Annotated in this window: 16 protein-coding genes and 1 pseudogene; all 17 read right to left on the bottom strand. The window is 63.0% G+C overall.

Annotated elements, in window-relative coordinates:
• Window positions 1-35: 35 nt before the first annotated feature.
• A complete protein-coding gene (accA, locus tag ACJJV2_RS01195) occupies window positions 36-989 on the bottom strand; it encodes an acetyl-CoA carboxylase carboxyl transferase subunit alpha (RefSeq protein ID WP_043333001.1) in 954 nt (317 codons plus the stop codon).
• A gap of 276 nt (window positions 990-1,265) precedes the next feature.
• Entirely contained in the window at window positions 1,266-4,766 is a 3,501-nt protein-coding gene (gene dnaE, locus ACJJV2_RS01190; RefSeq protein ID WP_405277777.1) for a DNA polymerase III subunit alpha, read from the bottom strand.
• Between the two features lie 389 nt (window positions 4,767-5,155).
• Window positions 5,156-5,800, bottom strand: a pseudogene (gene rnhB / locus ACJJV2_RS01185) (ribonuclease HII); the annotation flags it as partial.
• 101 nt (window positions 5,801-5,901) lie between these two features.
• On the bottom strand, window positions 5,902-7,053 hold the full coding sequence (gene lpxB / locus ACJJV2_RS01180) for a lipid-A-disaccharide synthase (protein WP_107335918.1): 1,152 nt from the start codon (window positions 7,051-7,053) through the stop codon (window positions 5,902-5,904).
• Window positions 7,054-7,055: 2 nt separating this feature from the next.
• On the bottom strand, window positions 7,056-7,823 hold the full coding sequence (gene lpxA, locus ACJJV2_RS01175; RefSeq protein ID WP_043333008.1) for an acyl-ACP--UDP-N-acetylglucosamine O-acyltransferase: 768 nt from the start codon (window positions 7,821-7,823) through the stop codon (window positions 7,056-7,058).
• Window positions 7,820-8,263: a 3-hydroxyacyl-ACP dehydratase FabZ gene (gene fabZ, locus ACJJV2_RS01170; protein WP_043333010.1), complete on the bottom strand. Its 444-nt coding sequence runs from the start codon at window positions 8,261-8,263 to the stop codon at window positions 7,820-7,822. The genes lpxA and fabZ overlap by 4 nt, the downstream gene beginning before the upstream one ends.
• Window positions 8,264-8,456: 193 nt before the next feature.
• Window positions 8,457-9,494 carry a UDP-3-O-(3-hydroxymyristoyl)glucosamine N-acyltransferase gene (gene lpxD, locus ACJJV2_RS01165; RefSeq protein WP_043333012.1) on the bottom strand — a complete coding sequence of 346 codons (1,038 nt, stop codon included), beginning with the start codon at window positions 9,492-9,494 and terminating at the stop codon, window positions 8,457-8,459.
• A gap of 92 nt (window positions 9,495-9,586) precedes the next feature.
• Entirely contained in the window at window positions 9,587-10,099 is a 513-nt protein-coding gene (locus ACJJV2_RS01160) for an OmpH family outer membrane protein (protein WP_043333014.1), read from the bottom strand.
• Between the two features lie 145 nt (window positions 10,100-10,244).
• Window positions 10,245-12,581: an outer membrane protein assembly factor BamA gene (bamA, locus tag ACJJV2_RS01155; protein WP_192839168.1), complete on the bottom strand. Its 2,337-nt coding sequence runs from the start codon at window positions 12,579-12,581 to the stop codon at window positions 10,245-10,247.
• 245 nt (window positions 12,582-12,826) lie between these two features.
• Window positions 12,827-14,182: a sigma E protease regulator RseP gene (gene rseP / locus ACJJV2_RS01150; RefSeq protein WP_043333016.1), complete on the bottom strand. Its 1,356-nt coding sequence runs from the start codon at window positions 14,180-14,182 to the stop codon at window positions 12,827-12,829.
• An 88-nt stretch (window positions 14,183-14,270) separates the two neighbouring features.
• On the bottom strand, window positions 14,271-15,473 hold the full coding sequence (gene ispC, locus ACJJV2_RS01145) for a 1-deoxy-D-xylulose-5-phosphate reductoisomerase (RefSeq protein WP_192839201.1): 1,203 nt from the start codon (window positions 15,471-15,473) through the stop codon (window positions 14,271-14,273).
• 53 nt (window positions 15,474-15,526) lie between these two features.
• The gene (locus ACJJV2_RS01140; RefSeq protein WP_054556524.1) at window positions 15,527-16,330 is read right to left on the bottom strand and encodes a phosphatidate cytidylyltransferase; all 804 of its coding nucleotides are present in this window, start codon (window positions 16,328-16,330) and stop codon (window positions 15,527-15,529) included.
• Window positions 16,330-17,073, bottom strand: a complete 744-nt coding sequence (uppS, locus tag ACJJV2_RS01135) for a polyprenyl diphosphate synthase (RefSeq protein WP_043333020.1) — start codon at window positions 17,071-17,073, stop codon at window positions 16,330-16,332. Before uppS ends, ACJJV2_RS01140 begins: the two co-directional genes overlap by 1 nt.
• Window positions 17,074-17,127: 54 nt before the next feature.
• Complete coding sequence (gene frr, locus ACJJV2_RS01130) at window positions 17,128-17,685, bottom strand: ribosome recycling factor (protein ID WP_043333023.1); 558 nt, start codon at window positions 17,683-17,685, stop codon at window positions 17,128-17,130.
• Between the two features lie 4 nt (window positions 17,686-17,689).
• Window positions 17,690-18,427: a UMP kinase gene (pyrH, locus tag ACJJV2_RS01125; protein WP_225347344.1), complete on the bottom strand. Its 738-nt coding sequence runs from the start codon at window positions 18,425-18,427 to the stop codon at window positions 17,690-17,692.
• A 116-nt stretch (window positions 18,428-18,543) separates the two neighbouring features.
• Window positions 18,544-19,413 carry a translation elongation factor Ts gene (tsf, locus tag ACJJV2_RS01120; RefSeq protein ID WP_043333025.1) on the bottom strand — a complete coding sequence of 290 codons (870 nt, stop codon included), beginning with the start codon at window positions 19,411-19,413 and terminating at the stop codon, window positions 18,544-18,546.
• A gap of 178 nt (window positions 19,414-19,591) precedes the next feature.
• Complete coding sequence (gene rpsB, locus ACJJV2_RS01115; protein ID WP_043333027.1) at window positions 19,592-20,326, bottom strand: 30S ribosomal protein S2; 735 nt, start codon at window positions 20,324-20,326, stop codon at window positions 19,592-19,594.
• Window positions 20,327-20,453 lie beyond the last annotated feature (127 nt).

Raw genomic sequence — 20,453 nt, 5'->3', positions numbered from 1 at the left:
TGAGCCGATCGCGCATCACGCGAGAGGGACCGGGATCATGCCGGGGCGCCGTAGCTCATCAGGCGCTGGTAACGACGCTCCAGCAGGGCATCGGTATCCAGGGCGCCAAGACGCTCCAGACCTTCGCCCAGCGCGGCCTTGATGCTGTCGGCAGCGGACTGCGGGTTGCGGTGTGCGCCACCCAGCGGCTCCTTGATCAGGTTGTCGACGAAGCCCAGCTCCTTGAGGCGCGAGGCAGTGATGCCCATCGCATCAGCGGCATCGGCGGCACGTTCGGCGCTCTTCCACAGGATGGAGGCGCAACCTTCCGGCGAGATCACCGAGTAGGTGGAGTACTGCAGCATGTTCAGCTCGTCACATACGCCGATGGCCAGTGCGCCGCCGGAACCACCCTCACCGATGACGGTGGAGATGATCGGCGTCTTCAGGCGAGACATCACCGCCAGGTTGTAGGCGATGGCCTCGGACTGACCACGCTCCTCGGCACCGATGCCCGGATAGGCACCCGGCGTGTCGATGAAGGTCAGGATCGGCATCTTGAAACGCTCGGCCATCTCCATCAGGCGGCAGGCCTTGCGGTAGCCTTCCGGACGCGGCATGCCGAAGTTGCGACGCACCTTTTCCTTCACGTCGCGGCCTTTCTGGTGACCGATCACCATCACCGGCTTGTCGTCGAGACGCGCGATACCGCCGACCAGCGCTTCGTCGTCCGCGTAGTGACGGTCGCCGTGCAGCTCATCGAAGTCCGTGAACAGGTTCTCGAGATAGTCGAGGGTATACGGGCGCTGCGGGTGACGTGCCAGCTGAGATACCTGCCAGGCGCCGAGGTCCTTGAAGATGGACTCGGTGAGCTTGGTGCTCTTTTCCTGTAGGCGAGCGATCTCGTCAGACAGGTTGACCTGGGAGTCGTTACCGACCAGACGGAGTTCCTCGATCTTGGCCTGCAGCTCGGCGATCGGCTGTTCAAAGTCCAGATAATTGGGATTCATAAGGCGTTTCGTTCGTCGTCTCGGGCAGCCAGGAAAGCGAGTCGGCCGGGTCACTCCCCCTGAGCACACGCTCAGGCGATCTGTGGCTCGCGGCGGTCACAGTCGGCATGGAATTGGGTACGGAAAAGATGGACAGGCATTATCGCACCCTGTTCGACAGGTGCAAACCTTGCCCGCCTGTTAGGCGTGGATTAACTCTGCGCCCACGCCGTTCATCTCGGTGCTGCGCCTGCCCCGCCGCTTGGCGAGGCAGGCACCATCCTGTCGGCCAGCACCTCAGTCACGGTACTTGAGGCGCACACCGCGCTGGCCTTCCACCTCACCCAGCTGGATCAACAACTCATCACTGGGCGCAACGCGCCATTGCTCGCCCAGCTCCAGCCAGGCCTCCGCCGCGGCGTTGCGATAACGCAGGCGCATCGGCAGGCCTTCACTGGCCAGGTGTGGCGTCAGCAAGGTGGTCAGCTGCTGGGTGAAGCGACCGCCGATGTCCTCGGCGGCGATACTCATCTCGACCGCCTCACCGAAGCGCGCCCGCGCATCGATGATCGGCGTGACGTCCTTGCCGCGCAGACGCAGGCCACCGGAATAGTCATCCTGGCTGACCTCGCCCTCGACGATCACCACGCTGTCAGGCACCAGCTTGTTGCGCACCTGATCATAGAGCTCACCGAACATCGAGGCCTCGATGCGCCCGGTGCGGTCATCCAGGGTCACGAAGGCCATGGTGTCGCCCCGCTTGGACTTCATGGTGCGCATGGCGATCACCAGCCCGGCGATGCGCTGCGGCTCACGCGACGGCTTGAGGTCACTGATGCGCGCATTGATGAAGCGCTTGAGCTCCCCCTCGTACTCATCGATGGGATGGCCGGTCAGATAGAGCCCCAGCGTGTCCTTCTCGCCGGTGAGGCGCTCCTTGTCGGTCCACTCGCGCGCCTTGCGATAACCGGCGTAGACATCGGTTTCCGGCTCGCTGAAGGCGTCGCCGAACATGTCAGTGATGCCGACATCGTTGTTGGCGTGGTTCTGGGAGGCGGCCTTGAGCGCATCTTCCACCGCCAGCATCAGCACCGCACGCGACGGGCCGATGTTGTCCAGCGCGCCGGAGCGGATCAGCGCTTCCAGGGTGCGCTTGTTGATCTTCTTGGCGTCGATGCGCTTGCAGAAATCGAAGATGTCGCTGAACGGGCCACCCTCGGCGCGCGCGCTGACGATGGCATCGATCGGGCCCTCGCCGACGCCACGGATGGCGCCCAGGCCGTAGACGACGCGCCCTTCCAGGTCGACGGTGAACTTGTAGCCGCCGATGTTCACATCCGGCGGCGTGACCGTCAGACCGATATGACGGCACTCCTCGATCAGCGGCACCACCTTCTCGATGGTCTGCATCTCGGTCGAGATCACCGCGGCCATGAACGGCCCCGGATAGTGCGCCTTCAGCCAGCCGGTCTGGTAGGAGACGAGACCATAGGCCGCCGAGTGCGACTTGTTGAAGCCGTAACCGGCGAATTTCTCCACCAGGTCGAAGATGTTGCCGGCCAGGTCCTTGTCGATGCCCTTGCCCGCACAGCCTTCCATGAAGCCGGCGCGCTGCTTGGCCATCTCTTCCGGCTTCTTCTTGCCCATCGCGCGGCGCAGCATGTCGGCCTGACCCAGCGTATAGCCGGCCAGCACCTGCGCGATCTGCATGACCTGCTCCTGGTACAGGATGATGCCGTAGGTCGGCTCCAGTACCGGCTTGAGCAGCTCATGCTGGTAATCCGGGTGTGGATAAGACACTTCGGAACGGCCGTGCTTGCGGTTGATGAAGTCATCCACCATGCCGGACTGCAGCGGGCCGGGACGGAACAGGGCCACCAGGGCGATCATGTCTTCCAGGCAGTCGGGCTTGAGCTTCTTGATCAGCTCCTTCATGCCGCGGGATTCCAGCTGGAAGACGGCCGTCGTCTCCGCCTTCTGCAGCATGTCGAAGGTCTTGGCGTCATCCAGCGGGATGTCATCGATATCCAGCGGCGCCAGCCCTTCCCGCTCACGGATCTTGTCGACCATCTCGGTCGCCCAGTCGATGATGGTCAGGGTGCGCAGACCCAGGAAGTCGAACTTGACCAGCCCGGCCTCCTCGACGTCGTTCTTGTCGAACTGGACCACCAGACCGCTGCCGTCTTCATCACACAGCAGCGGCGCGAAGTCGGTCAGCTTGGTCGGCGCGATCACGACGCCCCCGGCGTGCTTGCCGGTGCCGCGCGTGGTGCCCTCGAGCTTGAGCGCCATCTCCCAGATTTCCTGGGCTTCCTCGTCGTTGTCGATGAATTCCTTGAGCTGCGGCTCCTGCTCAATCGCCTTCTCGAGCGTGATGCCGACCTCGAAGGGAATCAGCTTGGAGAGCTTGTCACCCAGCGAATAGGGCTTGCCCTGGGCACGCGCCACGTCACGCACCACGGCCTTGGCGGCCATGGTGCCGAAGGTGACGATCTGCGAGACCGCGTTGCGCCCGTAGCGCTCGGCCACGTAATCGATCACGCGGTCACGCTTCTCCATGCAGAAATCGACGTCAAAGTCGGGCATGGAGACACGTTCCGGGTTCAGGAAGCGCTCGAACAGCAGGTCATATTCCAGCGGGTCCAGATCGGTGATCTTCTGGGCGTAGGCCACCAGCGAGCCGGCACCGGAACCACGCCCCGGTCCGACCGGCACGCCGTTGTCCTTGCCCCACTGGATGAAGTCCATGACGATCAGGAAGTAACCGGGGAAGCCCATCTGCAGGATGATGTCGAGCTCGAAATTCAGCCGCGTGCGGTAGCGCTGCTCGATCTCGGCCCAGGCCTCGCTGTCGCGCGGATGCCTGGCATGGGGATACAGCTTGTCGAGGCGCTCCGTCAGGCCATCATGCGAGACCTTGCGGAAGAACTGGTCCATCGTCATGCCTTCCGGCACCGGGAACTCGGGCAGGAAGTAGGTGCCCAGCTGCACGGTCACCGAGCAGCGCGCCGCGATCAGCACACTGTTCTCGAGCGCCTCGGGAATGTCGGAGAACAGCTCGCTCATCTCCTCGGCGCTCTTCAGGTACTGCTCATCGCTGTAGCGGGTCTCGCGCCGCGGGTCATCCAGCGCCTTGCCTTCACCGATGGAGACGCGCGTCTCGTGGGCCCAGTAGTCCTCGCGCTTGAGGAAGCGCACATCATTGGTGGCGACCACCGGCGTATCGGTGGCCTCGGCCAGCGCCACCGACAGGTGCAGGCACTCTTCCTCGTATTGACGCTGGGTGCGGGTCAGCTCCAGATAGAAGCGATCCCCGAACACCGCCTTCCATTCACCGAGCAGCGCCCGGGCGCTGTCTTCGTGGTCCGACAGCAGATGACGGCCGATCTCGCCTTCACGGCCACCGGACAGCACGATCAGCCCCTCGGCCTGCTCGAAGATCCACTGTTTCTCGAGGTAGGCGCGGTCCTGCTTCTGGCCATCGGTCCAGCCGCGCGAGATCAGCTCGGTGAGGTTGCGATAGCCGGTGTCGTTCATCGCCAGCAGCGTGAGGCGATACGGGCGCGTGGCATCCTGGGGATTGATCAGCCACATGTCAGCCCCGATGATCGGCTTGATGCCGGCAGCGCGCGCATTGGAGTAGAACTTGACCAGCCCGAACAGGTTGGCCTCGTCAGTCACCGCGACAGCCGGCTGGCCCGCCGCGGCGGTCGCCTTGATCAGCGGCTTGACGCCGGGCAGACCATCGACGAGGGAGAACTCGGTGTGAACGCGCAGGTGAACAAAGGGCGTGGTCATGGAATCGGCTCGTGAAGTCGGCGTGACGGTGAAGGATTCGGTTGCGGCTGGTGCTGTCGTCGCTGTGGGTGCCGGCAGCTGCGAGGCTGAAGGCTCGGGCTCGGGCTCGGGCTCGGGCTCGGGCTCGGGCTCGGGCTCGGGCTTCAAGGATAGCCTGTCAGCGCCATCGTCTGAAGGCATAGCATCTGAAGGCGCAGCATCCGCCCGGGCAGGCTCGACTGACGGGGATGCCGTGGTCTCACTGGCATCAGTCAGACCACGGCTGGCGGCTTTTTTTCCGTGGGCTGCTGGTTCGTCTCGCTTGTCGCACTCGGCTCTGTCTGCGGGGCCGGAAGCGCGATCAGCGCGTCCGGCGGCACGGCCTGTGGCACGTGCCCCGACATGAACAGTCGCTTGACCGGTCCGAAGCTCTTGCGATGCAGGGTGAGGATGCCATGTTCCTCGATGGCGGCCTGATGCTCGCGGGTCGGGTAGCCCTTGTGACGCGCGAAGCCATAGGCGGGGAAGTGTGAATCCAGCGCCGCCATCTGGGCGTCACGATGCACCTTGGCCAGAATCGAGGCCGCGCCGATGGCAGCGTGGCGCAGGTCGCCCTTCACCACCGCCATGCCGGGAATCTCGTGTCCCGGCAGGCGGTTGCCATCCACCAGCAGGTATTCCGGGCGCACGCCCAGTGCATCGATGGCGCGCCGCATGGCCAGGTGCGTGGCCTGATAGATGTTCAGCTCATCGATCTCGTCACTGGTGGCCTCGGCGATCGCCCACGCCCAGGCACGGGCCCGAATCTGCTCGTAGAGGGCCAGACGCTTCTTCTCGCTGAGCTTCTTGGAGTCGGTGATGCCCTCGATGGGGTCATTCGGGTCAAGAATCACCGCTGCCGCCACCACCGGGCCGACCAGCGGCCCACGCCCGACCTCATCGATACCGGCCAGCAACTGCCCCTGATAGGGAATCACCAGCGGCGGAAAATCATCGGCGGGTTTACGCTTGCGCGCAGAAGACGTAGTGGCGTGGCTGTCGGCAGAGTCGGTCATGATATCTCGAGGCGTAAGACAACAGGCAGAGCGCCAATGCGATCTGCCTGTCGAGGTGATTCAATCAAGGGTAGCGCAATGTCTGGCGGCGACACGCGGGATCAGCGTCCGGCCAGTTCACCGATGGCGATGGCGGCCGCGGCGCTGGCATCACAGGTCAGTTCACGATGCATGGCGGTGAAACGCTCACGCAGTTCTCGTTGGCGGGCGACGTCACCGGCGGCACGCGACAGCAATGGCGCAAGGCTTTCCTCGATGGACTCCGGCGTGGCGGCGTCCTGGATCAGCTCCGGCACCAGCGTCTCGCGGGCGATCAGATTGGGCAGGGAAATCCACTCGGTCTTGACCATATGCCGCGCGATGCGATGCGTCATCGGCGCCATGCGATAGGCCACCACCATCGGGCGATGACAGAGCAGACATTCGAGCGCCGCCGTGCCGGAAGCCAGCAGCACGGCATCGGCAGCGGTCATCGCTTCACGCGATTGGCCATCCACCAGATGGATGCGACTGCGATCCAGCCCTTCGCGCTCCGCCATCAGGGACTCGAGCTCGGTGCGCCGCAGCGGTGTGGCCGCCGGGATCACCACCTCAAGGCCGGGGTAACGCTGACAGAGACGCTCGATGGCGGCCAGGAAGGTCTCGCCGAGAAAGCGGATCTCGTTGGCGCGGGAGCCCGGCAACACCGCCAGCAGCTGCACTTCCGGGTCGATCCCCAACTGCCCACGGGCAGCAGCGCGATCATCCTCGAGCGGCAACTCATCGGCCAGCGGATGGCCGACGAAGGTCACCGGTACCTGATGCTCACGATAGAAGGCGGCCTCGAAGGGCAGGAAGGTGAGCATGCGATCGACGGCGCGGCGAATGGTCTTCACGCGCCCCTGACGCCAGGCCCACACCGAGGGACTGACGTAGTGTGCAGTGGTGATGCCCTGCTTGCGCAGGCGCAGCTCGAGCCCCAGATTGAAATCCGGGGCATCGATGCCGATCATCACGTCGGGTTGCCACTCAAGGGCGTCGCGCAACAGATGGCGACGCACCTTGATCAGCGCCGGCAGATGCTTGAGCACCTCGACCAGCCCCATCACCGACAGGGTTTCCAGCGGATAGAGGCTGTCGAAGCCCTCGGCCTGCATGCGCGGACCGCCGATGCCACGGAACTCGACATCGGGATAGCGCGCCTTGAGCGCGCGCATCAGGCTGGCACCGAGGATGTCACCGGAGAGCTCGCCGGCTACCAGGTAGATGCGCATGCTCAGCGAGTCAGGCCGCGAGTGGACGCCTTGAGCGAGGCGATGAAGACATCGCGCTCGGCCAGCGGCGGCTCGGCTTCCAGCTGCTCGAGGGCCTGGGCCAGCGTCAGACCCTGACGGAAGACCGTCTTGTAGGCCGTGTTCAGCGCGGAGATGGTCTCGCGACTGAAGCCACGACGCTTGAGGCCGACGCTGTTGAGACCATGCGCTTCCGCCGGATGGCCATTGACCATCACGAAGGCCGCGATGTCCTTGGTGATGATGGAGCCACCACCCGCCATGGCATGTTCGCCGATATGGCAGAACTGATGCACCGCCGACAGGCCACCCAGAATGACGTGGTTGCCGAGATGGACATGGCCACCCAGCGTCGCCTGATTAGCCATGATGCAGTCGTCACCGATGATGCAGTCATGGCCGACATGCGAGTAGGCCATGAACAGGTTGCGACTGCCGATACGCGTGAGGCTGGCATCCTGGACGGTGCCGCGATGCAGGGTCACGCCCTCGCGGATGACGTTGTCATCCCCGATTTCCAGGCGCGTCGGCTCACCGGCGTACTTCTTGTCCTGACAGTCCTCGCCCACTGACGCGAACTGGAAGATACGGTTGCGCTCACCGATGACGGTGGTGCCCTTGATGACGACATGCGGCCCCACCACCGTGCCAGCGCCGATCTCGACATCAGCCCCGATCACGCAGAACGGGCCGACCTCGACATCATCGGCCAGGCGGGCGCCGGGATCGACAATGGCAGTAGGATGTATCAAGCGACCTTCCTCTCGGCACAGATGATTTCGGCCTCGCAGACCAGATCGCCGTCGACCTTGGCCTGACAGGCGAATTTCCAGATGCCACGCTTCTCGCGCAACACGCGGGCGCTGATCTCGAGCTGGTCACCCGGCATCACCGGGCGCTTGAAGCGCACATTGTCGCTTCCGACGAGATAATAGATGTAGCCATCGGCGGGACGTTTGTCGACGGTCTTGAAGCCGAGAATACCCGCCGCCTGAGCCATGGCTTCCACGATCAGAACGCCCGGCATGATCGGGTGCTCCGGGAAGTGACCATTGAAGAACGGCTCATTGATGCTGACGTTCTTGCGCGCGACGATGAACTCGCCAAGGGTCAGGTCCATGACACGATCGATCAGCAGGAAAGGATAGCGGTGCGGGAGATACTCACGGATCTCGTTGACGTCCATAACCATTGGCTTGCAACCTCTGAAATAACGAAATGCCTGCCGCTCGCGGGCAGGCATGTAATGACGGTCCGGACCGCCGTTCGGGCAATGGCGCGCATTATAGCGTCCTTGCGCGTGGCTGGCAGCCGCTCATTGCCCGACAGTGCGCCAAGCAGGTGCGAGACTCTGCTCTGGACAGGTACTACCCGGGCTTGCAGTACTACTTGTCCTTCAAACTCTTCTCGACCTGATTCAAGCGTCGCGCCAACTGATCCAACTGCTTGAAACGTACGGCATTTCTGCGCCACAGGCCGTTGTCCATCGCGCCAGTGCCGGAGGAATAGACGCCCGGCTTGGTGATGGAGTTGGTCACCAGACTCATGCCGGTCACCTGCACGCCATCAGCGATTTCCAGGTGCCCCGCCAGACCCACGCCACCGCCCATCAGACAGTAGCGACCGACCTTGGTGGAGCCGGCGATGCCGACACAGCCCGCCAGCGCCGAGTGGTCACCGATCTGCACGTTGTGCGCGATCTGGACCTGGGAGTCGATCTTGACGTCATTGCCGATGATGGTGTCGCCGAGCGCGCCACGATCGATGCTGGTGCAGCTGCCGACTTCGACATCATCGCCGATCAGCACGCCGCCGAGCTGGGCGATCTTGTGCCAGCCCTTGCCATCGTGGGCGAAGCCGAAGCCATCGGCACCGATCACGCAGCTGCTGTGGAGTACCGCGCGCGCCCCGATCACCACGCCATGATAGAGCGTGACATTGGGGTGCAGCAGACAGCCCTCGCCCAACACGCTGTCAGCCCCGATCACGCAACCCGCGTGAATGCGCGTGTTGTCGCCGATGCTGACGCCCGGACCGATCACGACCTGCGGGCCGACCTCGACATTGGCCCCCAGGGTTGCGGTCTCGTCGATGACGGCACTGGCGTGCACGCTCGCCTGAGGCTCGACCGCCAGCGGATCGAACAGACGCGACAGCTCAGCGTAGGCCAGATACGGATTGTCCAGCACGAGGGCATTGCCCTTGCACTCTTCAAGATGGCTTTCATGCAGCAGCACGGCAGTCGCGGCGGTTTCCCCGAGATACTTGAGGTAGGCACGATTGGCGAGGAAGGCGATATCGCCGGGCTCAGCATCGACCAGCGTCGACAGGCCGGTGACCCGGACAGCCGGGTCACCGACGAGACGAGCGCCCAGCCGCTGAGCCAGATCCTCGAGAGTGTAAGAGAATTGTCGCTTTTTCATTCTGTCTCTGGGCGCTGAGCGCCTCTGGCTCGCATTCGCGTTGGCATGCTCGGATGCAACACATCCCGCACGCTTGCGCGCGCGGGATGCACTCAGTTGAGCGAGTTGAACACCTGAGTCACTTCATTGGTCAGGTCCATACCGTCCTTGCTGTAGACCGTCGCATTGCGGTCGACCAGCAGCTCGATGCCATGCTTGTCGACGACCTGCTGGATGGCCTTGTCGAGCTTCGGCTTGGACTGCTTGAGGAAGGTCTGCTCCGCCTGTTGCTGCTGCTGCTGGACCTGGCCACGCAGCTGCTGGAACTGGCCGCCCTTCTGGCGCAGCTGCTGCTGCACGGACTGACGCTCGGAATCGGACATCACGGCGCCGTCCTTCTGCAGCTTGGCCTGCAGGGATTCCAGTTCCTTGGCGAGTGCCTTGGCCTGGTCCTGCTTGCCGGCCAGCTGATTCTTGAGCTGGTTCATGGAAATCTTGGCCGAGTCGGAACTCAACAGCGCCTGGCGCCAGTCGAGGACCGCGACTTCGGTGGCCTGTGCCAGCATCGGAGTCGCCATGGCGGCAAGGCCACCAGCCAGACACAGGGCGCGGGTCAATTTACGCATCACACAAACTCCTTGTAGGCCTGTTGTTCAGTCACTGATGACTCAGCGACCGACGGTGCGAGGACCGGCGACGGAACAGGGACAACGCCGCCGGTGGTCGTGACGAAGGCCGCACCGGCTCAAGCGGGTGCGGCCTCGTACGGCCTTAGAAGGTCTGGCCCAGCGAGAACTGGAAGATCTCGGTGTCATCGTCGTCATCGTCACCGATCGGCTGGGCGACACTGAAGGTCAGCGGGCCTACCGGCGTGATCCACGACAGGCCGATACCGGCACTGTAATTCAGCTCGCCCAGGTCGACGCCGCTTTCACAGCTGCTGGTGTCACTGGAGCTCACGTCGTAGCACGACGTCAGATAGGTGTTACCGGCATCGACGAAGAACGACGGCTGCACAGAGCGCTTGTCCTTGATGAAGGGCATCGGGAAGATCAGGTCCACCCCACCTTCGATCAGGATGTTGCCGCCTATGGTATCGTCGTCGCCATCGTTCTGCTCAGTGGTGGACTGCCCCAGGGTATTGGAGCTGTAGCCACGCACGCTGCCCAGACCACCGGCATAGAAGTTCTTGAAGAACGGATAGGTATCGCCGGAGAACGAGTTGGCATAGCCCAGCTCGGTACGGAACTTGAGTGACCAGTCCTGACTCAGCTCGAAGTACTTGGATCCCTTGTAGCGGAGCTTGTAGTAATCCGCATCGGAGCCCGGCACCGCCACTTCCAGCGACAGCAGCTGAGAGCTGCCCGCCGTGGGCAGGATGCCACGGTTGAGGTTGTTGCGTGACCAGCTGGCCGTCAGCTTGTAGAGGTTGAAGTCTTCGCCTTCATCCTCGATGAACTGGGTGACCTCCGCCGGGCTGTCGTCGAAGTCCTTGACGCGCACGAACTCGTAACCGCCGCCGAAGTTCAGACGTGACAGCTCGTTGATCGGGTAACCGAAGTTGATCCCGCCACCGAAGCTGTCGGTCGCGTAGCTGGCGACGTCGTCATCATCGTCGTAATCCACCTTGCGGTAGAACATGTTGTAGCCGCGCGAGATGCCATCCAGCGTCCAGTACGGGTCGGTATAGCCGAAGCTGACGTTGGTGTAATCGTCCGACTTCTGGGCGTTGATGTTGACTTCGTTACCGGTGCCCAGGAAGTTCTTCTGCGACAGGCCCACCCCGTAGATGACACCGTCACCCTGGGAGAAACCGACCGACGCCGAGATCGAGCCTGACGGCTGCTCCTCGACGTTGTAGTTGACGTCCAGCTGGTCCGGCTCGCCGGCGACAGGACGCGTGTCGACATCGACCTGCTTGAAGAAGCCGAGGCGCTCAAGCTTCTGCTTGGACTGCTTGATCTTGTCAGTGGAGGCCGGTGCACCTTCCAGCTGAGTCATCTCACGACGCAGCACTTCGTCTGCGGTGGTGGTGTTGCCCTTGAAGTTGATGCGACGCACGTAGGCACGCTTGCCGGGGTCGACCGCGAAGGTCAGATCGACGGTGTCGCTCTCTTCGTTGACCTCCGGCACCGCGTTGACCTTGGCGAAGGCGAAGCCGTCGGCACCCAGTGCCTGGCGCAGCGCCTCGCTGGAAGCGGTCACATCACGCTGGGAATAGAGGGCATCCGGGGCGAGCTTGACCAGATCGCGGGCGCGCTCTTCCTTCATCTTCAGGTCACCGGCAAAGCCGATATTGCCGATCTTGTACGGCTTGCCTTCATCGACGTTGATGGTGACGAAGATCTCGGACTTGTCCGGCGAGATGGACACCTGGGTCGAGCGCACCTGGAAGTTGACGTAACCACGATCGAGATACCAGGACTTGAGGGTCTCGATATCGCCGGTCAGCTTCTCACGCGAGTATTCATCATCGGAGAACCAGCCGAAGAACCAGCTCGGCTTGTCTTCCAGCTCCAGCTGTTCGCGCAGGGTCTCGTCATCGAAGGCATCGTTGCCGACGATGTTGATCTGATGAATCTTGGCGATCGCGCCTTCCTTGACGTCGATATTGACCTGTACGCGGTTGCGCTCGAGTTCCTCGACGGAGGTCTCGATACGCGCGCTGTAGCGGCCCTGAGCCTGGTAGACACGCTCGAGCTCACGCTGCATCTCTTCCAGCGTGGAGCGCTGCAGAACCTGACCCTCGGCCAGCCCTGCTTCCTTGAGGCCCTTGCGCAGGTCTTCGTCGGGAATCTGCGAGTTGCCGTCAATCTCGATCTTGGAGATCGTCGGGCGCTCGACCACATCGATGATCAGGACATCGCCATCGCGCTTGAGGCGGATGTCGTCGAACAGGCCCGTATCGAACAGCTGACGCGCTGCCGAGGACAGGTCCTCTTCTTCCACATTCTGATCCGCGGAGACGGGGAAGGCGTTGAAGACGGTGCCCGCAGACACGCGCTGGAGGCCCTCTACCCGGATGTCCGAAATTTTAAAAGATGCGGCCAAGGCGCCCTGACTGGCCCCGAGCAGCGCAGCTGCCAATCCAATGGTCTTGAGTTTCATGCAGTCGCTTCGCTTCTCTGGATTCCGCCCGCTTGGGTGAACAGGCACCTTATACACAACCCCCTGCAACTGACAAGACAGCTACGAGTGAGGATCGGCAATCGGGGCCGAAGTCGTGTGGGCATGATGACGGGAGTTGATCGCATTGACCAGCCCGTGCAATGAATTGACCCCCATGGGCATCGACAGTTCAGATTCGGTTCATCCTGCGGGAGCCATCACGTGCTGATGACTCCCCGAATCCGTCACCAAAGACGCATGAGATCGAAGTAGATGGCCATCAGCATGAGGGAACCGACCAGCGCCATGCCGATCTTCAGCCCCGCATTCTGGACCTCTTGCGAAAGTGGTTTGCCGCGCACGGCTTCCACCAGATAGAACAGCAGGTGACCGCCATCCAGCACCGGAATCGGCAGCAGGTTGAGGACACCCAGGCTGATGGAGAGATAGGCCATGAAGCCGAGGAAGGCCTCGAGGCCGGAGCGCGCCGTGTCGCCGGCGATACGCGCGATGGTGATCGGACCAGACAGGTTGGACGGTGCGATCAGACCGACCAGCATCTTGCGGATCGAATCCAGCGTCAGCACCGTCATCTCGCCGGTCTTGCCGACGGCCTGCCCCACTGCCGCCAGCGGCCCGAAGCTGAGCTCGCGCTGATACTGCTCGGGCCAGCTGACGTTCTCGACGCCGGCACCGACCTGCCCCACCACACGCCCGTCATCGAGCGAATTGCTGGCGGGGGTCAGTGACAGCGTCTCTTCCTTGCCATCTCGCGCCACCAGTACCGACAGCGTCTCGCCCGGCGCACCGCGCACGCGCTCGACGAAATCGATCCAGTCGACCACCAGGGTGCCATCGATGCTGACGATGCGATCACCGGCCTGCAGGCCTGCCGCCTGAGCGGCGCCACCGTCCAGCACACGCCCCAGCACCGCCGGCAGCTGAGGACGCCAGGCCGTGATGCCCAGCGTCACCAGCGGACGCGGCGGATCCTGATCGACCAGGAAGCGTGTCACGTCGAGGGACTGCTCACGCGTGGCGCTGGCACCTTCGGCACGTGTGGTGAGCGTCAGGCTGTCATCGCCGATCGCACCGATCAAGCGCAGGTTGACCTCATCCCACGAGGGAGTGGCCTGACCATTGATGGCGACGATCTCGGTCTTCGGCGCAAGGCCAGCGCGGCCAGCCGGCGAGTCCGGCGCCACGGCACCGACCATCGGCACCACCGTGGTGGTACCGGCGACGAACAGCGCCCAGTAGGCGACGATGGCCAGCAGGAAGTTGGCCAGCGGGCCCGCCGAGACGACGGCGATACGCTTCCACACCGACTTGGTATTGAAGGCCAGATGACGCTCGGCCGGATCGACCGGCCCTTCGCGCTCATCCAGCATCTTGACGTAGCCACCCAGCGGGATGGCGGCGACCCCGTACTCGGTGCCGTGGCGATCGGTCCACGACCAGAAGGGTTTGCCGAAGCCGATGGAGAAGCGCAGCACCTTGATGCCGCAACGACGCGCGACCCAGAAATGACCGTACTCATGGATGGTGATCAACACCCCCAACACGACGATCACGGCAAGAATATTCTGGATCACACCCATCACGCGCTCCTGGAGATTGGTGCCCGAGATGGGCAGCCTGCCTTGCCACGCTCACGAAGAAAGTGACAAGACAGTGCAAGATAGGATTTCAGGGCCCGGCGAGGGCCAACTCGGCGGCAGCCAGCTCACGCGCCGCCGCGTCTTCGGCGAGAATCACCTCGAGGCCATCCACCGCCAGTGGCGGACGCGCCTGCATGACGGCCTGCACCACTGCCGGGATACGATCGAAGGCCAGGCGACCCTCGAGGAAGGCGGCCACTGCCACCTCGTTGGCGGCATTCATCACCGCAGGCCAGGTGCCGCCTGCCGCGATAGCCTCGCGCGCCAGCCGCAGACACGGGAAGCGCGTCTCGTCGGCGGCACGGAAATCAAGGCGCGCGACCTGAAACAGGTCCAGCGGCTCGACGCCGGCATCGATACGCTCCGGCCACGCCAGCGCATAGGCGATCGGCGTACGCATGTCCGGATTGCCCATCTGGGCCAGCACCGAGCCATCACTGTAGGCCGCCATCGAGTGAATCACGCTCTGGGGATGCACGACCACCTGAATGTCGTCCGGCCCGCAGGCGAACAGCCAGCAGGCCTCAATCAGCTCCAGGCCCTTGTTCATCAGGGTGGCGCTATCGACGGAAATCTTGCGTCCCATCGACCAGTTGGGATGCGCGCAGGCCTCGTCCGGCGTCACCGTGGCCAGTCGCTCGGCAGGCCATTCGGCATCATCGCGGAACGGGCCGCCGGAGGCGGTCAGCAACAGCTTCTCGACGCCGATCGGCGCCAGGCCATCACGATGCTGGGCCGGCAGGCACTGGAAGATGGCATTGTGCTCGGAATCGATCGGCAGCAGGGTCGCCCCGTGCTGCTTCACCGCATCCATGAACAGCTGCCCGGCACACACCAGCGCTTCCTTGTTGGCCAGCAGCACGCGCTTGCCGGCCCGCACCGCCGCCAGTGTCGGCAACAGGCCAGCCGCACCGACGATGGCGGCCATCACGCTATCGACTTCAGGTGCCTCGCTGATGTCGACCAGCGCCTGCTCACCATGGCGTACCTCGATGGGCGTGCCCTGATAGCTCTCGACGCCCTTGAGGGCCTCACTGAGCCACGCAGCCGCCTCGCGCGAGGCGATCACTGCCACCTGCGGGCGATGCGTCAGGCACAGTTCCAGCAGCGCCTCGTGACGCGTGGCAGCGCTGAGCGCATGCACCCGATAGCGCTCGGGATGGCGCGCGATCACATCCAGGGTGCTGGACCCGATGGAGCCGGTCGCGCCGAGGATGGTGATGCGCTGCAGCGCAGGCGCCTCATGAGGAGTCTCGTGGTTCACGCTCACGTTCACATTCGTGCTCACGCACCACCTCCCAGCACCCACGGCAACAGCAGGGCAAACAGCGGCACCGCTGCGGTCAGGCTGTCGATGCGGTCCATCACGCCACCATGACCGGGCAGCAGATGGCTTGAGTCCTTCATCTGACGCTGGCGCTTGAACATGCTCTCGAGCAGGTCACCCAGCACCGAGACGGCCGTCACGCCCAGCGTGACCAGCAGCAGCGGCAGCCAGTCGGCCAGCCCCGCCAGCGCATAGCCGGTCGCCAGCAGACCGGTGGCCACCAGACCACCGTAGACGCCCTCCCAGGACTTGCCCGGGCTGACGCGCGGCGCCAGCTTGCGCTTGCCGAAGCGCTTGCCGGAGAAGTAGGCACCGATATCCGCCGCCCACACCATCAGCAGCACATACAGCAGCCACTCGCCGCCACTGGCCTTGAGCTGCACGAAGCCGAACCAGGTCGGCAGCAGTGCCAGCACGCCGACGCCCAACCGCACGCCGGTCGCCTGCCATTCCTGACTGGCGGCCGGATAGCGCATCACCCAACGCAGATTGACCAGCCATGCCAGTGCGGCCAGATACAGCGGCCAACGCGCAAGAGCGCCATCGAACTGCCAGACCAGCAGCATCAGCACGCTGAGCACCAGCGGGAACAGCAGGCGCGCCATGCCGGCACGCACGCCAGACAGGTTGGACCACTCCCAGGCGGCCAGCGCGACGACAGCGCCGGTGAAGGTGGCAAAGGCAGCACCGTCGAGGCCGAACAGCCCCCACAGCGCCAGCGGCGCGAGAATGAGCGCGGTGATGATTCGTTGTCTGAGCACTAGAGCCCCTCGGCGTCGAGTTGTTCGCTGGTCATGCCATAACGACGCTGACGCAGGGCGTAGGCGCTGAGCGCTTCATCGAAGGCCGCCGCATCGAAATCAGGCCACAGCACGGGCGAGAAATAGAACTCGGCATAGGCCAGCTGCCAGATCAGGAAGTTTGAGATACGCTGCTCGCCGCTGGTGCGGATACACAGATCCACCTCCGGCAGTTCGCTCAGGCACACTTCCGCCCCGAGACGTGACTCGTCGATGTCCGCAGCCTTGAGTTCGCCGCGCTCGACCTGCTCCGCCAGACGGCGGGCGGCCTCGGCGATATCCCAACGGCCGCCATAGTTGGCGCAGATCACCACGTGCATGCCGCGATTGCCGCGCGTCATGTCTTCGGCGCTCTGGATATGCTTTTGAATCGAATTGGAAAAACGGCTGCGCTCGCCGATGACCGAGAGTCGGATATCGTGGCGATGAAGCTTCTTGACCTCGCGCTTGAGCGCCAGCAGAAACAGCTCCATCAGCGCACTGACTTCATTGGCCGGGCGCTTCCAGTTCTCACTGGAGAAGGCAAACAGGGTCAGCACTTCCACGCCCTGCTCTGCAGCGCGACGGATGGTACTGCGGACGGTTTCGGCACCGGCGCGATGGCCGCGTATGCCAGCCCAGCCGCGGGACTTCGCCCAGCGGTTGTTGCCGTCCATGATGATCGCCACATGGCGTGGCGTGGAGGGGGAATTCGGTGACGTCATGGGGTCTCGCTACGAGCACCGGATGCCGCCGGCAAGCGCCGGCGGCAGACCCGATCAGACCTGCATCAGGTCGGTTTCCTTGTGCTCCAGAGCACTGTCGACTTCCGCCACATACTTGTCGGTCAGCTTCTGGATCTCGTCTTCTCCGCGACGTGCATCGTCTTCGGAGATGTCCTTGTCCTTGAGCAGGCTCTTGATGTCGCCATTGGCGTCACGACGCACATTGCGGAGCGCCACGCGGGCGTTTTCCGCTTCTGCACGCGCCTGCTTGGTGTAACCGCGACGCGTCTCTTCCGTCAGCATCGGCATCGGGACGCGAATTACGTCACCGGCGGTGGACGGGTTGAGACCCAGGTCAGAAGTCATGATGGCCTTCTCGACCTTCGGCACCATGGGCTTTTCCCACGGCACGACAGTCAGGGTGCGCGCATCTTCGGTGGTGATGTTGGCCACCTGATTCAGCGGTACCTGGCTACCATAGTAATCGACCGTCACGGCATCCAGGATGCTGGGATGCGCACGACCCGTACGGATCTTGCCGAAGGCGGCACCGAGGGACTCGATGGTCTTCTTCATGCGTGATTCGGCGTCTTTCTTGATGTCGTTGATCACAGTCTTACCCTCTATCAATCAGCGTGCCTTCCTTGCCACCCACCACCAGGTTGAGCAGCGCGCCTGCCTTGTTCATGTTGAACACCCGCACCGGCATGTCATGGTCACGTACCAGGCAGATGGCGGTCAAATCCATCACGCCAAGCTTCTGGTCCAGCGCATCATCGTAGCTGAGACTGTCGTACTTCACGGCATCCGGGAACTTGACCGGGTCCTTGTCGTAGACACCATCCACCTTGGTTGCCTTGATGACGGCATCCGCGTCGATCTCGATACCGCGCAGACAGGCAGCGGAATCGGTGGTGAAGAACGGGTTGCCGGTACCGGCGGAGAAGATGACCACATCGCCAGACGTCAGATAACGGATGGCGGTACGGCGATCATAATGTTCTACCACGCCACTCATCGGGATGGCAGACATCACGCGTGAACGGATGTTGGAGCGTTCCAGCGCATCACGCAGCGCCAGACCATTCATCACGGTCGCCAGCATGCCCATATGGTCACCGGTCACACGCTCCATGCCGACTTCCTGCAGGGCTGCGCCACGGAACAGGTTGCCGCCACCGATGACGATGCCGACCTGGACGCCGATGCCCACCAGCTGACCGATTTCCAGCGCCATGCGATCCAGCACCTTGGGGTCGATGCCGAAATCGCCATCGCCCATCAGGGCCTCACCGGAAAGCTTGAGCAGTATGCGCTTGTACTTGGCATTGCGTTCAGCGGAAATGGTGGCCATGCGAATCTCTCCTGATACTGACATACGGGGAACGGGGCGGCCCGAAGGCGGGGGCCAGATACACGATGGCGTGCGACTATGCGCACGCCATCATGAGAAGCGAAAACAGTCAGCCCTTACGCGCGGCTGGCCTGCTCACGGACTTCAGCTGCGAAGTCGACTTCTTCCTTCTCGATACCTTCACCGACTTCCATGCGTACGAAGGATACCACTTCACCACCGGCTGCCTTGACGAACTCGGCGACGGTCTGGTTCGGATCCTTGACGAACGGCTGTTCGGTCAGGCTGTTCTCAGCCAGGTACTTCTTCAGACGACCCTGGGACATCTTCTCGGCGATTTCCGCCGGCTTGCCTGCCATGTCCGGCTGAGCAAGGATGATGGCCTTTTCAGCGTCCATCTGTTCCTGCGGCATGTCGGACGGACGTGCACAGACCGGGTTGACGGCTGCGACGTGCATGGAGACGTCCTTGGCTGCTTCACCAGTACCGCCGTTCAGCAGGGTCAGCGCAGCGATGCGGCCGCCGTGGACGTAGCCACCGACGACGCCGCCAGCCGGCGCTTCGACCAGCTCGGCACGACGAACGGAGATGTTCTCACCGATCTTCTGAACCAGCTGACCACGGGTGTCTTCCAGCTCGCCTTCCATCAGGGAAGCGATGTCGGTGTTCTTGGTAGCGAACACACGATCGGCGATCAGCTGGGTGAAGGCCTTGAAATTGTCATCACGAGCGACGAAGTCGGTCTCGGAGTTGATTTCGACCATCACGCCATAGCTGGCGTCGTCGGCGACCTTGATGACGATGGCGCCTTCAGCGGCCACGCGGCCAGCTTTCTTGGCGGCCTTCAGGCCGGAGTTCTTGCGCAGGTTCTCGATCGCCAGCTCGATGTCGCCACCGGCTTCGGTAAGAGCCTTCTTGCATTCCATCATGCCGAGCGCAGTACGCTCACGCAGTTCCTTGACCATAGATGCGCTGATAGCTGCCATGGGATGAAACCTCTGTCGTGTCGACGTCTTTGAATACGGGAATTCGGTCACGACCGCTGAACGGTCGCAAATAAGGGGGCCGTGGCCCCCTCATTGCCTGACCTGACTGCCACCTGGCTAGGCCATGCCGCACTTAGTGTAGCGCAGCGTTTGTGACAGTCAGATCAAGCCGCCAGGATCACTCTGCTGCGTCTTCTTCAGAAGCAGTTTCGACGAACTCACCGGCCAGCTCTTCTTCCTTGTTCTTGCCACAGGCGCCTGCAATTGCCTGGACATAGATCTGGATGGCGCGGATGGAGTCATCGTTACCCGGGATGACGTAGTCCACGCCGTCCGGGTTGGAGTTGGTATCGACGACGCCGATGACCGGGATGCCCAGCTTGTTGGCTTCGTTGATCGCGATGCGCTCGTGGTCAACGTCGATCACGAACATTGCGTCCGGCAGGCCGCCCATGTCCTTGATACCGCCGATGGAGCGCTCGAGCTTGTCCTGCTCACGAGTGGCCATCAGGACTTCTTTCTTGGTCAGCTTCGCGAAGGTACCGTCTTCATGCATCTGCTCGATTTCACGCAGGCGCTTGATGGACTGACGGATGGTCTTGAAGTTGGTCAGCATGCCGCCCAACCAGCGATGGTTGACGTACGGCTGGCCAGCCTTGCGAGCTTCTTCCTTGATGATCTTGCCGGCAGCGCGCTTGGTGCCCACGAACATGATCTTGTTGCCATTGGCAGCCATCTTCTCGACCACTGACACGGCTTCGTTCAGCGCCGGCAGGGTGTGCTCGAGGTTGATGATGTGGATCTTGTTGCGAGCGCCGAAGATGAACTTGGACATCTTCGGGTTCCAGTACTTGGTCTGGTGACCGAAGTGTGCGCCTGCCTTGAGCAGATCGCGCATGTTGACTTGCGCCATGTGAATATCTCCTGGATATCGGGTTGGGCCTCCACGTCCCCCATGGATCCGACCGCTTGCGCGGCACCCGGGACCATGTGACGGAACGTGTGTGGATTGGGGTTATGTACGTCAGTCCTTCAATCTC

This window comes from Cobetia sp. Ld8 (assembly GCF_045066615.1).
Classification (GTDB): Bacteria; Pseudomonadota; Gammaproteobacteria; order Pseudomonadales; family Halomonadaceae; genus Cobetia; species Cobetia amphilecti.
This window is presented reverse-complemented; position numbering and strand designations above follow the sequence as displayed.

Excerpts from the sequence above, each read along its gene's own strand:
- bamA (WP_192839168.1), bottom strand. The coding sequence starts at position 12,581 with ATGAAACTCAAGACCATTGGATTGGCAGCTGCGCTGCTCGGGGCCAGT.
- tsf (WP_043333025.1), bottom strand. The coding sequence starts at position 19,413 with ATGGCAGCTATCAGCGCATCTATGGTCAAGGAACTGCGTGAGCGTACT.
- lpxD (WP_043333012.1), bottom strand. The coding sequence starts at position 9,494 with ATGAAAAAGCGACAATTCTCTTACACTCTCGAGGATCTGGCTCAGCGG.
- uppS (WP_043333020.1), bottom strand. The coding sequence starts at position 17,073 with ATGACGTCACCGAATTCCCCCTCCACGCCACGCCATGTGGCGATCATC.
- fabZ (WP_043333010.1), bottom strand. The coding sequence starts at position 8,263 with ATGGTTATGGACGTCAACGAGATCCGTGAGTATCTCCCGCACCGCTAT.
- pyrH (WP_225347344.1), bottom strand. The coding sequence starts at position 18,427 with ATGGCCACCATTTCCGCTGAACGCAATGCCAAGTACAAGCGCATACTG.
- rseP (WP_043333016.1), bottom strand. The coding sequence starts at position 14,182 with ATGGGTGTGATCCAGAATATTCTTGCCGTGATCGTCGTGTTGGGGGTG.
- accA (WP_043333001.1), bottom strand. The coding sequence starts at position 989 with ATGAATCCCAATTATCTGGACTTTGAACAGCCGATCGCCGAGCTGCAG.
- rpsB (WP_043333027.1), bottom strand. The coding sequence starts at position 20,326 with ATGGCGCAAGTCAACATGCGCGATCTGCTCAAGGCAGGCGCACACTTC.
- dnaE (WP_405277777.1), bottom strand. The coding sequence starts at position 4,766 with ATGACCACGCCCTTTGTTCACCTGCGCGTTCACACCGAGTTCTCCCTC.
- ACJJV2_RS01160 (WP_043333014.1), bottom strand. The coding sequence starts at position 10,099 with ATGCGTAAATTGACCCGCGCCCTGTGTCTGGCTGGTGGCCTTGCCGCC.
- lpxB (WP_107335918.1), bottom strand. The coding sequence starts at position 7,053 with ATGCGCATCTACCTGGTAGCCGGCGAGCTCTCCGGTGACATCCTCGGT.